Raw genomic sequence first — 15,433 nt, forward strand, 5'->3', positions numbered from 1 at the left:
GCGCCCGGCGGCGCGCCCGGCCCCGGCGGCGCTGGGGCCGCTGACGACCATCGCGCGGATCCTGGAGGACCCGGCCGGGACTCCCTCCGAGCAGGTGATGCTGGCGTGCCGCGAAGTGAGCCAGTGGGCGGAGAGCGAGGGGGTGCTCGCCACCGCGCTGGCATTCGCGCAGGCGGCGGCGTTCGCCTGCCCGGGGAACGCCGCCGCCGGGCTGCGGGTGGGGGTGCTCGCCCGCCGGCGCGCGGAGTACGCGCGCGCCGAGACCTGGTTCCGGCGCACCATCGGCCTCGCCCGGCAGGCGCGCGACTGGACCTCGTACTCCGAGGCCTTCCTGGCGCTGGCGAACCTGTACATGCAGCGGGGCAACCTCCCCGTCGCCAAGCAGCTCAGCATCCGCGCCTACCGCGCGGCGAAGCGGCACAGCCTCCGCGCCGTGCTCGCCGGATCGCTGCACAACCTGTTCGTGATCGCCGGGCTCAGCGAGCAGCACGACGAGGCGGAGTCGCTCGCGCGCGCAGCCCACGGGGCCTACGACTCCGAGAACCCGCGCGTCCCGGTGTTCGCCCACGACGTGGCCTACTTCTGGTCCTCGCGTGGACAGTTCGCCCCGGCGCTCGCCGTCTCCCAGGCGCTCCTGCCGCACATGTCGGCGCCGGTGGATCGGATGGCGGTCCTGGGGAGCATCGCGCGGGCTGCGGGCGGCGTCGGGGACCGCGTCGCGTTCGAGGGGGTGCGCGACGAGATCTGGAGGATGGCGCGCGGCACCGAAACGGCCGAGCAGGCGGCAGCCGTGCTGTGCGACCTGGCACGGGGGGCGGCCAGCCTCGGCCGGTGGGCCGAAGCCGAGGAGGCGGCACGGACGGCCGAGGAGCTCGCCACTGCGCGCCAGCAGGCGCAGATGGCGCACACCGCGCGCAGCATTCTCGAGGCGGTGCGGAACGAGCGCGGGGTGGACGTCGGCGCCCGGGACAGAGAAGCGGGGTACGCGGACATGAGCGACCTGGCCACCGGGATCGTCCAGACGCTCGACGAGCACGCCGGGGTAGGCGGCTGACGGCCGCCCACCCCGGCCGGGATCAGCTCTCCCCGTCAGGGTTCGGCGGCGGCGGGGTGGTGTCGGAGGGGGTGCCGTACCCGGACCCTCCGTAGGCGCTGGTGTGGGGACGGCCGGCCCCGGCGGACGGGGAGGTCGGCTCGGCGGCGGTGCAGGCAGCGGCGAGGCCGAGCACGGCGAGGGCGAGGAAGGTCCTGGAGCTCTTCATGGGCGTGTCCTTCGGGATGAGGTGAACCACCTGGCTTTGGCGGGCCAGGGAAAGGTAGACCTCCTCCCGGAGGGCCGCCCAATCTGTTTCCCCGCATTTAAGCTCTTTTTACGCCCCTTTGCATACGGAAGCCGACACGGCTGGCCGGAAGGAACAGGGGTCCGCGGCCGCCTATTGCCTGAGTGGGGCTCACCTCTAAGTTGAGCGGAGATGCAGGCTGGCGGTGCACATGTTGCGGTGCGACGGGTTCCCGATCCCATACCGAGGAGAGTGCAGATGAGCAACACCAACGGCCGGAGCGCTCCCAGCGAGCAGGAGTCGCGCGAAGTCGCCGAGGCCGCCCGCGAGACCGAGTGGACGGCTCCGAGCTTCGTGCGCGAGCTGTTCCTGGGCAACTTCCGCCTGGACCTGATCCATCCGTACCCGCAGCAGAGCCCGGAAGACCGGCGCAAGACCGACGCCTACATGGCGAAGCTCCGCACCTTCCTGGAAGAGAACGTCGATTCGAACGCGATCGACCGCACCGGCGAGCTCCCCGAGGACGTGGTGCAGGGGCTCCGCGAGCTGGGCGCCTTCGGCCTCAAGATCCCGGAGGAGTACGGCGGGATCGGTCTCTCCCAGCTGGGGTACGGGCGCACCATCGGGATGGTGACCAGCATGGACGGGAACCTCACCGCCCTCCTCTCGGCCCACCAGTCCATCGGCGTGCCGCAGCCGCTCAAGATGTTCGGCACCCCGGAGCAGAAGAAGAAGTACCTCCCGCGCCTGGCGAAGGGGGCCATCTCGGCCTTCGCGCTCACGGAGGCGGAGGTCGGCTCCGACCCGGCGGCGATGACCACCACCGCGGTCCCCACCGACGACGGCGAGGCGTTCATCCTCAACGGCGAGAAGCTCTGGTGCACCAACGGCACCATGGCCGAGCTCCTGGTGGTGATGGCGCGCACCCCGTCCAAGGTGAAGAACGGCAGGGAGATCCCGCAGATCACCGCCTTCGTCGTGGAGGCCGACGCACCCGGAGTGCAGGTCACGCACCGCTGCCGCTTCCTGGGGCTGAAGGCGATCCAGAACGCGGTCATCCGCTTCGACAACGTCCGGGTCCCCCGCGAGAACATCATCTGGGGCGAGGGGAAGGGGCTCAAGCTGGCCCTGATCACGCTGAACACCGGCCGCCTCACCCTCCCCATGAGCGCCGCGTACGGCGCCAAGGTCGCGGTGGAGATCGCGCGCAAGTGGGCTTCGGAGCGGGTGCAGTGGGGCGCACCGGTCGGGAAGCACGAGGCGGTGGCGCAGATGATCGGCGGAATGGCGGCGGACGCCTTCGCCATCGAGTCCATGGCGGAGCTCTCCTCCGCGCTGGCCGACCAGGCGCGCAACGACATCCGCCTGGAGGCGGCCATCGCGAAGCTGTGGACCACCGAGATCGGGTGGCGGATCATCGACGACCTGCTCCAGATCCGCGGCGGGCGGGGCTACGAGACCGCGGACTCGCTCGCCGCCCGCGGCGAGGTGCCGATCGCCGTGGAGCGGATGCTCCGCGACTTCCGCATCAACCGCATCTTCGAGGGCACCTCCGAGATCATGCGCCTCTTCATCGCCCGCGAGGCGGTGGACACGCACCTGGCGGTGGCCGGCGAGCTGATCAACCCCAAGGCGAGCGCTGCCGACAAGATGGGCGCCATGGCCAAGGCGGGGGCGTTCTACGCCACCTGGCTCCCCAAGCAGTTCTTCGGCAAGGGGCAGCTCCCCTCGTACGGCGAGTTCGGGCGCAACGCGAAGCACCTGCGCTTCGTGGAGCGGACCTCGCGCAAGCTGGCCCGCAGCATGTTCCGGGCGATGACGCAGTACCAGGCCAAGCTGGAGCGGAAGCAGGCGCTGCTCGGGCGCTTCGTGGACATCGGCGCGGAGCTGTACGCCATGTCCTCCGCCTGCGTCCGCGCCCAGGCGCTGCGGAACGAGCCGCACGGCGCCGAGGCGATGCGCCTGGCCGACCTGTTCTGCCTCCGCTCGCGGCTCCGCATCCGCACGCTCTTCTCGGAGCTGTGGACCAACGCCGACGACCCCACCTACCGTGTGGCCCAGGACGTCCTCAAGGGGAAGTACAGGTGGCTGGAGGAGGGGGCGATCCAGGCGGTGCCGGACGGGAACCTGGCCCCGAAGCCCGGGCCGGGCGAGAAGCACTCGGGCGAGCCGATCTCCGGCACCCGCGTCGCGACGCAGCTGGGAGCGAGCGGCTGAGCCGTTCGGCAGCCGCACCCCTGCACGGAGGGCGCCCCCACCCGGGGCGCCCTCGACGTTTCCGCCTCCGCGACGCCGCCCATACCTCACCCGCACTCCCGTGACCTCCATGCCCGCCCCCGCACACCCCCTGCACGGCCTGACCGTCGTCTCGCTCGCGGCCAACGTCCCCGGACCGGTCGCCGCCGCGCGGCTCCGGGGCCTCGGTGCGCGGGTGGTGAAGGTGGAGCCCCCCGCGGGGGACCCGCTGGAGAGGTACGCGCCGGACTGGTACCGGGAGCTGGCGGACGGTCAGGAGGTCGTCCGGCTGGACCTGAAGGAGCCGGCCGGACGGGGGCGGCTGGAGGAGATGCTCGCGGACGCGGACCTGCTCCTGACCTCGTTCCGCCTTTCCGCGCTCGGGCGGCTGGGGCTCGCCTGGGAGGCGCTGCACGCGCGGCACCCCCGGCTCAGCCAGGTGGCGATCTTCGGCTATCCGGGCGCGGAGCGGGACCGGGCCGGGCACGACCTCACTTACCAGGCCACGGAGGGGCTGCTGGATCCCGGCTGCTTCCCGCGCACGCTGCTGGCGGACCTGGCGAGCGCGGAACGGGCGGCGAGCGCCGCGCTGGCGCTACTCCTGGCCCGGGAGCGCGGCGGCGCCGCCGGTTACGCGGAGGTCGCCCTCTCCGATGCGGCCGCCGAGCTGGCGGCACCGCTGCGGCACGGCCTCACCGCGCCCGGCGGGCTGCTCGCCGGGGGATTCCCCGCTTACGGCGTCTACCCGTCGCGCGAAGGGGTCGTCGCGGTGGCCGCTCTGGAGCCGCACTTCGCGTCGCGGCTTCGGGAGGAGCTGGGACTGGAGGAGCTGACACGCCCCGCGCTTGCGGCGGCGTTCGGTGCCAGGACGGCCGAGGAGTGGGAGGCGTGGGCGGACGCGCGGGGTCTCCCGGTCGCTGCCGTGCGGCCCCCCGGGAGCTGAGCCTGGCTCAGCGACTTGCCCGAACACCCCGCCGGGGGCGATATTTCGAATCGAGGGGCGGCCCGCCCCGCGCCGGAACGATCTCGCCAACTCGTTGTATGGCTTGATGATCCGTCGCCATGTCCAGTTCGCCTGCGCAAGGTCTCCGTCCCGATATGTGCGGCTTCTGCCACCTGCACTGCCACTCCGAGTACTCCCTCCTCGACGGTGCCAACCGTATCGGGGACCTGATCAAGCGCGCCAAGGAGTTCGAGCAGCCGGCGCTCGCGCTCACCGACCACGGCTGCATGTTCGGCGCGTGGGTGTTCCAGGAGCAGGCGAAGAAGGCGGGGATCAAGCCCATCGTGGGGATGGAGGCCTACGTCGCCCCCAACAGCCGACACGACCGCGCCAAGGCCAAGGGGGAGAAAGGCTACTACCACCTGGTGCTCCTCGCCCGCGACTTCCAGGGCTACAAGAACCTCACCAAGCTGACCTCCATCGGCTACACGGAGGGCTTCTACTCCAAGCCCCGCATCGACCGCGAGGTGCTCCGGCAGTACGGCGAAGGGCTGATCGTCACCTCCGCCTGCCTGGCCGGCGAGGTCGCCCAGCACCTGATGGAGGACCGCTGGGACGAGGCGCGCGAGGCCGTGGCGTGGCACCAGGAGGTGTTCCGCGACCGCTACTACCTGGAGGTGCAGGGCCACGACTCCCAGGGCCAGGACGAGCTGAACCGCCGCATCTTCAAGCTGGCGGAGGAGATGGGTGCGCCGGTCGTCGCCACCAACGACACCCACTTCCTCCGGGCGGAAGACCACCAGGCGCACGACGTCCTGCTCTGCATCGGGCTGGGGAAGGACTTCTCCGACCCCAACCGGATGAAGTACGACGACCAGCTCTACTTCAAGAGCGGACCGGAGATGGCGGAGCGCTTCCCCGGGCGCCCGGATGTGCTGGAGAACACGCTCCGCATCGCGGACGAGATCAACTGGTCATACCCCAAGGGATACCACGTCCCCGCCTTCCCGGTGCAGGAGGAGGGCTTCGCGACCGAGGACGAGATGCTCCGCGCCTGGGTGTGGAGCGGGGCGCTGAAGCACTACGGACAGGGGGCAGGGGGAGCGCAGGGACCAGCCGGCGAGATCGCGCCGCATTCGGAGGAGGAGGTCCGGGCGGCGCTCCCGGCGGAGATCGTGGAGCGCGTGGAGTACGAGCTGGACGTCATCACCAAGCTGGGCTACTCCGGCTACTTCCTGATCACGGCGGACTTCATCCGCGAGGCCCGCAGGCGCGACATCCCGGTGGGGCCGGGGCGCGGCTCGGCGGCGGGATCCATCGTGGCGTACTGCATGGGGATCACCGACTGCTGCCCCATCAAGTTCGACCTCCTCTTCGAGCGCTTCCTGAACCCGGAGCGCGTGTCGATGCCCGACATCGACGTGGACTTCTGCTTCGAACGGCGCGGCGAGGTCATCGAGTACGTGCGCGAGAAGTACGGCCGAGACGCCGTGGGGCAGATCATCACCTTCGGGACGATGAAGTCGCGCGCGGTGGTCAAGGACGTGGGGCGCACCCTGGGCTTCCTCCCCGCGGAGACGGACCGGCTGGCGAAGCTGATCCCCAACGGCCCGGCGTACTCGCTCACCGTGCAGGAGGCCGTCGAGAAGATCCCGGAGATCAAGGAGCTGTACGACAAGGAGGACCGCTACCGGCAGCTCCTGGACTACTCCACCACGCTGGAAGGGCTCTCGCGGCACTCCAGCGTGCACGCGGCCGGCGTGGTGATCGCGCCGGGGCCGCTGGACGAGTACGTCCCCATCTGCACGCAGAGCACCAAGGGGTCGGGCGGCAGCGGCGAGAGCATCATCGTCACGCAGTACGACATGACCTGCCTGGAGAAGGCGGGGATGCTCAAGATGGACTTCCTGGGGCTGAAGACGCTCACGGTGATCTACGACGCCGTGACCGCCATCCGCGAGCGCCACGGCGCGCTCCGGCACCCCGACACCGGGAAGGAGTACGCCCGGGCCGAGGACATCGAGCTGGACGACCCCGAGGTGTACCGGATGCTGGCGCGCGGCGGCACCGCCGGCGTGTTCCAGTTCGAATCCGCGCTGGCGACGGAGAAGATCCGCGCCATGAAGGCGGACCGCTTCGACGACCTGGTGGCCGCCAACGCGCTGGTGCGCCCCGGCCCGCTCGACATGGGGATGGACCTCGTCTACATCCGGCGCAAGCTGGGGCAGGAGAAGGTGGTCTACCCGCACGAGAGCCTGGTCGACGTGCTGGAGCCCACCTACGGGGTCATCGTCTACCAGGAGCAGGTGATGCGCATCGCGCAGATCCTGGGCGGGCTGTCGCTGGCCGAAGCCGACGTGCTCCGGAAGGCGGTGGGCAAGAAGGACGCAGAGCTGATCGCCAAGGAGCTGGGGAAGTTCGTGGAGAAGGCGGTGGAGAAGGGACACGACCGCAGGATGGTCCAGGACCTCGCCGAACAGATCGAGGCGTTCGGCCGCTACGGCTTCAACAAGTCGCACTCCGCCGCGTACGGGCTGCTGGCCTTCCAGACGGCGTGGCTGAAGTGCCACTACCCGGCCGAGTTCATGGCCGCGCTGATGTCGTCGGTGGTGGACAAGATCGACGACGTGGTGTCGTACATCGCCCAGTGCCGGGAGATGGGGAAGTACCTCCCCCGCGTGGGCCGCGAGGGGATCGAGGTGCTCCCCCCGCACGTCAACGAGTCGAACTGGAAGTTCAACGTCGTCGGCGAGGGCGTGGGGAAGATCCGCTTCGGGCTGGGCGCCATCCGCGGCGTCGGCGAGGGCGCGGTGCGCTCCATCCTGGCCGCGCGGATCACGGAGGGGCCGTTCACCTCCATGTTCGACCTGCTCTGCCGGATCGACCTGCGGCTCTGCAACAAGCGGGTGATCGAGGCGCTGATCTGCGCCGGGGCGCTGGACGGCTTCGACCAGGGCGGCGGGCGTGCCCAGCTCCTGGCCGGTCTGGACGCCGCCTTCGCGGCGGCGCAGCAGGCGCAGCGCGACCGCGAGAGCGCGCAGGAGAGCATGTTCGGCGACCTGATGGGCGGGGACGTGGGGAACACCGCGGGGATCGCGGAGCCGGCGCTCCCCCCCGTGGAGAAGTGGCAGGAGGGCGAGCGGCTGGCGCGGGAGAAGGAGATCCTGGGCTTCTTCATTTCCGGGCACCCCCTGGACAAGTTCCGCGAGGACGTGGCATTGTTCGAGCGGGTCAACACCGCGAACCTCAGGGAGCACCGCGACCAGAAGGTGGAGCTGGCGTGCGTGGTGACCGAGGCCGCGCGCCAGATCTCCAAGAAGGACGGCTCCGAGTGGGGCCGGATCACGGTGGAGGACTTCTACGGCACGGCCACGGTCCTGGCCTTCGGCGAGTCGTGGGCGCGGTGGAAGGACGTGCTGCAGCAGGACACGCCGGTGCTGATCCGGGGCGCCGTCTCCGGCCGCGAGCGCGACGAGGAGGACCCGCCCATGTTCCTGGACGGCGCCGTGCGCCTGGCGGACCTTCGCGAGAGCGGCGAGGTGGGCGTCTGTGTCGAGCTGGGCGCCGACGGCACCGACGCGCTCCGGATCCAGCAGGCGAAGGAGTGCTTCGCCCGGAACCCCGGGCCGGGCCCGCTGGTGGTGGTGTGGCGCAACGGCGGCACGCTCCCCCCGGGCGACGAGCCCCGGCTCCGCTCGCGAACGGTGCGGGTGGCGCCGACGGAGGTGCTGCTGACGGAGCTGCGGGGGGTGCTGGGGGAGGAGCGGGTGAAGCTGGTCAGAGGATAACCGAGCGACAGCGAGGATACTTGGCTACCGTAGCCCATCTGGATTTCGAGCGGGCCATCGCCGACGTGGAGGAGCAGATCGCCCGGCTCCGCACGCTGGCGCGTGAGCGCGGGCTGGACGTCTCCGCCGAGCTCCGCTCCCTGGAGCGCAAGCTGGTGGAGCTCAAGCAGGACACCTTCCGCAACCTGAGCCCCATCGAGCGGGTGCAGGTGGCGCGGCACCCCCGGCGGCCGTACACGCTCGACTACGCGGAGCTGATCTTCGCGGACTACGTGGAGCTGCACGGCGACCGCATGTACCGGGACGACGACTCCATCGTCGGCGGGTGGGCGCGGCTGGACGGCGAGACCGTCATGCTGATCGGCCAGCAGAAGGGCCGCGACATGAAGGAGAACCTGAAGCGGAACTTCGGGATGCCGCACCCCGAGGGATACCGCAAGGCGCTCCGGCTCATGAAGCTGGCCGAGAAGTTCGGCCGTCCGGTCGTGACGCTGATCGACACCCCGGGCGCATACCCGGGGCTGGGGGCGGAGGAGCGCGGTCAGGCCGAGGCCATCGCCCGCAACCTCCGGGAGATGGCGGGGCTCCGCGTCCCCACCGTGGCCGTGGTCATCGGGGAGGGCGGCTCCGGCGGCGCGCTCGCCATCGGCGTGGCCGACCGCGTGCTGATGCTCGAGAACGCCGTCTACTCGGTGATCTCGCCGGAGGGGTGCGCGGCGATCCTCTGGAAGTCCGGCACGGAGCGCGACAAGGCCGCCGCCGCGCTGCGCATCACCGCGCCCGACCTGAAGCGGCTGGGCGTGATCGACGACATCGTCCGGGAGCCCGCCGGCGGCGCCCACTCGGACTGGGAGACCACCGCGGACGCGCTCCGCGACGCGCTGGTCCGGCACCTGGCGGAGCTGCGCGCCGTCCCCGTGGACGAGCTGCGCCCCGCCCGCTGGGAGAAGTACATGTCCATGGGGGAGTGGCGCACCGTCCGCTGACCCCGCGAGCTACCCGAGGCGCCGCTGCCCCCGCGGGCGCGGCGCTCCGCAATAGATGAGGTGGTACCGTGAGCCTTCCGTTGCCCGTATTCCAGCCACGCCCCGACCTGCGCGAGCTTCCGCGCGTCGTCGAGGTGGCGTTCAAGGGGACCCACCGCGCCTACTTCCGCACCACGGACGCCGAGCTCCGGGTGGGGGAGTACGTGCTGGTGGAGGTGGAGCGGGGGCGCGACCTGGGCCGGGTGCGCTCGGTGGGGGGCGTCGCCGCGAAGAAGTGCTCCAGCTGCAAGGGCGAGGGCGCAAGTGAGGACGAGGCTCCCGCCGCGCGCGTCCTGCGCCGCGCCGAGCCGGGCGAGGTGCAGGCGCTGCACGTGCTCCGGGCGGACGAGGAGCGGGTCCGCCGCACCACCCGCGAGATGGTGGAGCAGCACGGCCTGAAGATGAAGGTGAGCGAGGTGGAGTGGCAGTGGGACCGGAACAAGCTGACCATCTACTTCACGGCCGAGCGGCGGGTGGACTTCCGGCAGCTGGTCCGCGACCTGGCCCGCACCTTCCGCACCCGGATCGAGCTGAAGCAGATCGGCGTGCGCGACGAGGCGGCGCTCCTGGGAGGCGTGGGGCGGTGCGGGCGCGAGCTGTGCTGCTCCACCTGGCTCCGCGAGATCAAGCCCATCTCCCTGCAGCTCGCCAAGGACCAGAACCTGTCGCTGAACCCCACGCAGATCTCCGGCACCTGCGGCCGGCTGATGTGTTGCCTCACCTACGAGCACGACGCCTACCTGGCCGCCCGCAAGCGCTTCCCGCGGGAGGGGAAGATGGTCCGCACGTCGAAGGGCACCGAGAAGGTGATCGGGATCGACATCTGGAAGAACCAGGTCACGCTGCTGGACGAGTCCCGCCAGCGCCGCGTGGTGGAGCTGGAGGAGCTGCGCGCCGAGATGGCCGGCGCGGGCCCCGCCGCTCCGCGCGAGAGGGAGGTCGCCCCCGCCGCTCCCTCGCAGCCCCTCCCCTCCCCCGCCGAGAAGCAGCGCCCCCCGCGCCGCCCGCGCGTGCACAACGACCGGCGCGGCGGCGGTCACGGCCAGGACTCAAGAGGCGGCCCGCAGGCGTAGACGGCAAGAGAACAGCGAAGGAGCCGTCCCGGACCACCGGGGCGGCTCCTTCGCTTTTCGGCCCCCTCCCCTGGAAGCGCGGCAGACGCGGCAACGGAGCCGCTCAAGTCGAGCCATCCACGAGCCGACCCTCTTAGACGAACATCCTCCCGACCGGCCGAAGACGCCACACGACCCCGCCACGCGCGATGCGGCGAGGTCGGCCGGGAGCACCACGCAGGCCTTCCATCCACACGGCAGAAGAGGGGAGCAACACCATGGCGACTCACGTCTACATCGCGAACTCGCTCGACCAGGACGTCTACGTCCTTCCCGCGGAGAAGACGGGCTGGATGCTAGCGGACATCGGCTTCAACGTGGCCGCGCTGGCCGTGGGGATCGGTGAGATCCGCGCCGTCGCGATGGCCGGGGAACTGCCGGCCACGCTGAACACCGTGAAGAGCCTGTATTACTTCCTCAAGATCGTGGCCTCGCTGGGCGGCAGCATGTTCGGCGCCGCGAGCGCCGTCACCAAGGCCACGGAGGCGGTGCTCGCGCAGGTCAAGGCCCACTCGATCAAGGTTCCTGCGGGCCAGGTCGTCGACGTCCTCAGCCTGAGCTCGTTCTCCAACTACACGTCGCTGAGCGGCGTCTTTGCCTGGCTCGGCGACGCGGAGACCTTCGACCTGCTGGTGGTGACCGCCGACGGGAAGCAGGTCACGATGGTTTCCACGAACACGGACTACTCCTGGGTCGTCCAGAGCGACCGCCTGGTTCGCACCGTCTACGGCACCACCTGGCAGCCGGATCCCGCCGCGGGCCTGTCCCTGTTCAACACGGGAGCCTTCGTTCCGGCCGGCAGCTACCGGCAGACGTGCAAGGACTTCAAGGTGATGCTGGCCTGCAACGCCAGGACGCAGGACGGAACGCTCAGCCCCGCGAGCATCGACATTACCGCTCTCACCGACGTCTCGTTCAGCAACGTCGACGGCAGCCTGGTCGCGGACGGCGACACGACGCGCCCGAACGGCTTCGTGCCGGGCGGCAGCTACTCCCGGTCGTGCAGCGACGTCAGCGTGGTGTTGAGCTGCCAGGCCCAGAAGGCGGACGGAAGCTACCAGGCGGCCACGCTCGACCTGACCAGCCTCCGCTCGGTGAGCGTGAGCAACCAGAACGGCGTGCTGGTGAGCCAGGCCGCGTAGCCGGACCCGCTCACGAAGGGGAACGGCGCGCCGGGCCTGAGCCCGGCGCGCCGTTCCTGCGGGACTGCGGGGCGACGCTACGGCTGGTGGCGCGGGAACAGCGCCTCCCCCTTGGCGATGGCCGTCCCTGGCCGCAGTTGCCCCCACGCGGTCCACTCCTCCAGCCGCCCCCGTCCGCGGTCGGCCATGGCGGAGGCGTACTCGTCGCCCCCGGTTCGCCGCCACACCTCCTCCATCTTCGCCGGGAGCACCGGCCAGAGCAGGAGCGACGCGATCCGCATGGCCTCCGCGCAGTCGTACAGGATCGCCCCGACCTCGGGCATCCGCTCCGGGTCCTTGGCGAGCTTGAACGGAGCCGTCCGCTCGATGTAGCCGTCGATCTCGCGGACCAGGTCGAGCGCCGCCCCCGCCGCGTCGTCCAGCCGCAGCCCGCCCATCGCCTCCCGGTACGCCGCGACGCACCGCTCCGCGGCAGCCCGCAGCTCCCCGGCGTCCCCGGGCGCGGGCGCCTCCCCGCCGAAGTAGCGCCCGATCATGTTGGCGACGCGGCTGAACGAGTTGCCGAGGGTGTTCGCCAGGTCGGAGTTGTACACCTCCACGAACTTGGCCTCGGCGAAGTCGGCGTCGGTCGTCCCCAGCGGCCCCTGCGTCGCCAGGAACCAGCGGAGCGCGTCCAGGGAGAAGCGCGACACGTAGTCGTCGATCCGCTCCAGGTCGACGAAGTTGCCGAGCGACTTGCTCATCTTCCGCCCGTCCGCGATCCAGAAGGAGTGGGCGTACACCCGCCGCGGGACCGGCCGGCCCAGCGCCAGTAGGAGCGCCGGCCAGATCACCCCGTGGAACCAGAGGATGTCCTTGGCGATCAGGTGCACGTCCGCGGGCCAGTACCTGCGCCGCTCCTCCGTGTCCACCGTGGTCAGGTAGTTCATCAGCGCGTCGATCCAGACGTAGATCGACTGCTCCGGGTGACCGGGGACGGGGATCCCCCACCCCTGCGTCCCCGTGCGGGAGACCGGCACGTCGTTCAGCCCCTCCCGCACGCGGGCGAGGAGCTCGTTGCGGCGCGCCTCGGGCTGCACCAGCCCGTCCTCCAGCAGCTCCAGGAGGCGGTCCTGGTAGGCGCTCAGGCGGAAGAAGGCGTTCTGCTCCGACTTGCGGACCAGCGGCTGCCCGTTGATGGGGGAGCGGAAGTCGTACTCCTTGGCCTTGTTCTCCGGGACGTACTCCTCCTGCCCCGCATCGTACCACCCCTCGTACTCGCCGAAGTACACGTCGCCGGAGTCCAGGAGCCGGCGCACGTAGTCGGTGACGCGCTCACGGTGGCGCGCCTCGCTGGTGCGGATGAAGTCGTCGTTGGAGACTCCCAGGCGCGCGAACGCCTCCTGGAACGCGGCGGCGTTCCGGTCCGCCCACTCCTGCGGCCCCAGCCCCCGCTCCGCCGCCGCCGTCACCACCTTGGCCGCGTGCTCGTCCGTCCCCGTGAGGAAGAAGGTGTCGTCCCCGCGCAGGCGGTGGTACCGCGCGAGCATGTCGGCCACCGTGGTGGAGTACACGTGGCCCACGTGCGGCCGATCGTTCACGTAGTAGATCGGCGTGGTGACGTAGAAGGTGTCGGGCTCGCTGGGCATGCGCTCTGTCGGTCTCGTCGGGGAGCCGCGCCTGGACTGCGGTCGCGGCGCTGGAAGCGTGCAAGGATGGCTCCGGCCCGCCACCTTGGCAAGTGGCGCCGACGGGGGCCGCCGCGCCCCGCCCCTTTCGGGAGGGTTCACGCAAAACGTGAAGCTGCTTGACACTCCCCGCGCGCGGCTGTATCGTACGTTCCTCCGCTACAACCAGGACTCTTCCCGGGAGCATCGACTCCCGCAGCTTTCTTCCGGACCAAAACCGAATCCATGGCCCGATCCAAGTGGACGCTGATGCTCGTCCCGCACGACAACGAGCGCGTCAGATCCATCCAGATCTCCAGCCGGAGCGTCCGCGTCGCAGTCTCCACCGCCCTGGTCTGCACCTTCACCCTCGCTGTCTTCAGCATCGGCTTCTTCGTCAAGCAGGCGCACCACGTCCGCGCCGCCACGCTGGAGCGCGAGAACCGGCTCCTGGCCGCCGAGGTGGACCAGATGCGCTCCCAGATGGAGACGCTCTCCGAGTCCATCGAGGACCTTTCGCAGAAGGGGGAGAAGTACCGGGTGGTCGCGGGGCTCCCCAAGATCGACCCGGCGGTGGAGCGGGTGGGGATCGGCGGGCCGGGGACGGCCACGCTCCAGTCCGCGGCGCTCTTCCGGATGAGCCCCGAGCGGGGGAAGAAGGTCTTCGAGACCTCCACCGACCTCGCTACCCTGATGCGCCGCGCCGCACTGCTGCGCAACAGCATGGACGAGGCGCTCGACGCCATGGAGAGCAACCGGGAGCGGCTCGCAGCCACCCCGTCGATCGCACCCTCCGCCGGACACCTCTCCAGCCTGTTCAGCCGCAACCGGCAGCACCCCGTCCTCCGCATCACCCGCCCGCACAAGGGGATCGACATCGCCGCGCCGGTCGGGGAGCCGATCCTGGCCCCGGCGAAGGGACGGGTCAGCTATTCCGGCTTCAAGTCCGGCGGGTACGGCAACGTGGTGGAGATCGACCACGGCTACGGCTACGTGACGCGCTTCGCGCACGCCTCCCGGCTCCTGGTGAAGATCGGCCAGGCGGTGCAGCGCGGCCAGCCGATCGCCGAGGTGGGCGCCACCGGGCTGGTGAGCGGCCCGCACCTGCACTACGAGGTGGAGGTGAACGGGCGCCCGGTGGACCCGCTGAACTTCATCATCGACGACGCGATCCCCGACTAGGCCCGGGACGGCCGCCCGCCCCGGTGGATCCGCAAGGAGCGCCCGACGGCGCTCCTTTGCGCATCCTGCGGGCGGGAACTTCCGGGGGCGGCCCGGCCTATACGCACCGTGAAAACGCCCGACCCACGCCGGCTCCTGTAGAAATGCTCCTGCTCGCCCTCGCCCTCGGGGCCGCGACCGCCGCGGCGGACACCGCGGCGTCCGCCCCCTCCCCCCCCCCTGACCAGGCGCGGGCGGGGCTGGTGGCCGTGCACCGCCAGCCCGCGATCCCGTTCGCCGCGCTCCGGCTCTCCGTGCTGGCGGACGACCCGCCGGGGTACGCCGGGGCCGGGCACCTCCTGCAGCACCTCCTCCTCCCGTCGCTGCGGGAGCAGGTGCGGCGCGTGGGCGGGGAGATCCAGGCCACCCGCAGCGGCGACGCCGTCGTGTACACCGCCACCGGACCGGCCTCGGAGCTGGACTACCTGGCCGGGGTGCTCCGCTCCACGCTACGCCCCCCGCGCTTCACCGAGTCGCAGCTCGTGGCCGCCGCGCGCGAGCTGCGGGACGAGCGGAACGCCGAGTGGGAGACCGCGTCCGGGCACGTGCGCGCGCTGCTGCGCGCAGGCCTCTTCCCCGCGGACCTCTCCCCCGCCGGGACCGCTGCGTCCGCCGAGCGCCTCACCGCCGACGTGCTCCCGGCGGTCTGGGCGGAGATGTACCGCCCCGAGCGCGTGGCCGTGGTCGCGGTGGGCGACGTGCAGGTGGGGCAGGTGCGGAGCGCCTTCGCCCAGCTCCCGGCGGCGCCGGGCGGCGGGCTCGCGGAGTGGCTCGTGGACACCGTCTCCGCGTCGCCCCCGGTGGCGCCGGAGGCCACGCGCGGCTGGATCGGGCTGGGCTACTCCGCCTCGGACGCAGACCCGGCGGCGCTCATCGTGACGGCGCGCCTCCTCCGCGGCCACCTCCGCGAGCGGCTCCCCTCCGTCTCGGTGGAGACCGAGCACTGGTGGACCCGCCAGGGACAGGCACTGGCGGTGGTGGCCGCGGCGCAGCCGGCCGGCCTCGCCGCCGCGCGGCGCGCGGTCCGCGCCTCCGTGACCT

11 protein-coding genes are annotated in these 15,433 nt (G+C 71.3%); 9 read left to right on the plus strand and 2 right to left on the minus strand.

Annotated elements, in window-relative coordinates; all coding sequences use genetic code 11:
- A partial coding sequence (locus VGR37_03010; protein HEV2146363.1) for a hypothetical protein occupies nt 1–1,054 on the plus strand: 1,054 nt, incomplete at its 5' end.
- A 22-nt stretch (nt 1,055–1,076) separates the two neighbouring features.
- On the opposite strand, the gene VGR37_03015 is transcribed toward VGR37_03010, so the two are convergent.
- A complete protein-coding gene (locus VGR37_03015) occupies nt 1,077–1,262 on the minus strand; it encodes a hypothetical protein (protein HEV2146364.1) in 186 nt (61 codons plus the stop codon).
- 276 nt (nt 1,263–1,538) lie between these two features.
- On the opposite strand from VGR37_03015, the gene VGR37_03020 reads away from it, so the two are divergent.
- From VGR37_03020 to VGR37_03045, 6 genes are all read left to right on the plus strand, one after another.
- Nucleotides 1,539–3,497: an acyl-CoA dehydrogenase family protein gene (locus VGR37_03020; GenBank protein HEV2146365.1), complete on the plus strand. Its 1,959-nt coding sequence runs from the start codon at nt 1,539–1,541 to the stop codon at nt 3,495–3,497.
- 109 nt (nt 3,498–3,606) lie between these two features.
- Nucleotides 3,607–4,458: a CoA transferase gene (locus VGR37_03025; protein ID HEV2146366.1), complete on the plus strand. Its 852-nt coding sequence runs from the start codon at nt 3,607–3,609 to the stop codon at nt 4,456–4,458.
- A gap of 155 nt (nt 4,459–4,613) precedes the next feature.
- On the plus strand, nt 4,614–8,246 hold the full coding sequence (gene dnaE, locus VGR37_03030) for a DNA polymerase III subunit alpha (protein HEV2146367.1): 3,633 nt from the start codon (nt 4,614–4,616) through the stop codon (nt 8,244–8,246).
- 20 nt (nt 8,247–8,266) lie between these two features.
- On the plus strand, nt 8,267–9,232 hold the full coding sequence (locus VGR37_03035) for an acetyl-CoA carboxylase carboxyltransferase subunit alpha (protein ID HEV2146368.1): 966 nt from the start codon (nt 8,267–8,269) through the stop codon (nt 9,230–9,232).
- A gap of 68 nt (nt 9,233–9,300) precedes the next feature.
- Nucleotides 9,301–10,344: a regulatory iron-sulfur-containing complex subunit RicT gene (ricT, locus tag VGR37_03040; GenBank protein HEV2146369.1), complete on the plus strand. Its 1,044-nt coding sequence runs from the start codon at nt 9,301–9,303 to the stop codon at nt 10,342–10,344.
- Nucleotides 10,345–10,601: 257 nt separating this feature from the next.
- Nucleotides 10,602–11,525, plus strand: a complete 924-nt coding sequence (locus VGR37_03045; GenBank protein HEV2146370.1) for a CVNH domain-containing protein — start codon at nt 10,602–10,604, stop codon at nt 11,523–11,525.
- 77 nt (nt 11,526–11,602) lie between these two features.
- Here the strand turns inward: VGR37_03045 and metG are convergent, their stop codons facing one another.
- The gene (metG, locus tag VGR37_03050; protein ID HEV2146371.1) at nt 11,603–13,153 is read right to left on the minus strand and encodes a methionine--tRNA ligase; all 1,551 of its coding nucleotides are present in this window, start codon (nt 13,151–13,153) and stop codon (nt 11,603–11,605) included.
- A 264-nt stretch (nt 13,154–13,417) separates the two neighbouring features.
- On the opposite strand from metG, the gene VGR37_03055 reads away from it, so the two are divergent.
- Together VGR37_03055 and VGR37_03060 are read left to right on the plus strand one after the other, a co-directional pair.
- The gene (locus tag VGR37_03055; protein ID HEV2146372.1) at nt 13,418–14,353 is read left to right on the plus strand and encodes a peptidoglycan DD-metalloendopeptidase family protein; all 936 of its coding nucleotides are present in this window, start codon (nt 13,418–13,420) and stop codon (nt 14,351–14,353) included.
- A gap of 143 nt (nt 14,354–14,496) precedes the next feature.
- Nucleotides 14,497–15,433: insulinase family protein (locus tag VGR37_03060; protein HEV2146373.1), on the plus strand; the 937-nt coding region annotated here is incomplete at its 3' end.

The sequence above is a fragment of the Longimicrobiaceae bacterium genome, assembly GCA_035936415.1.
Classification (GTDB): Bacteria; Gemmatimonadota; Gemmatimonadetes; order Longimicrobiales; family Longimicrobiaceae; genus JAFAYN01.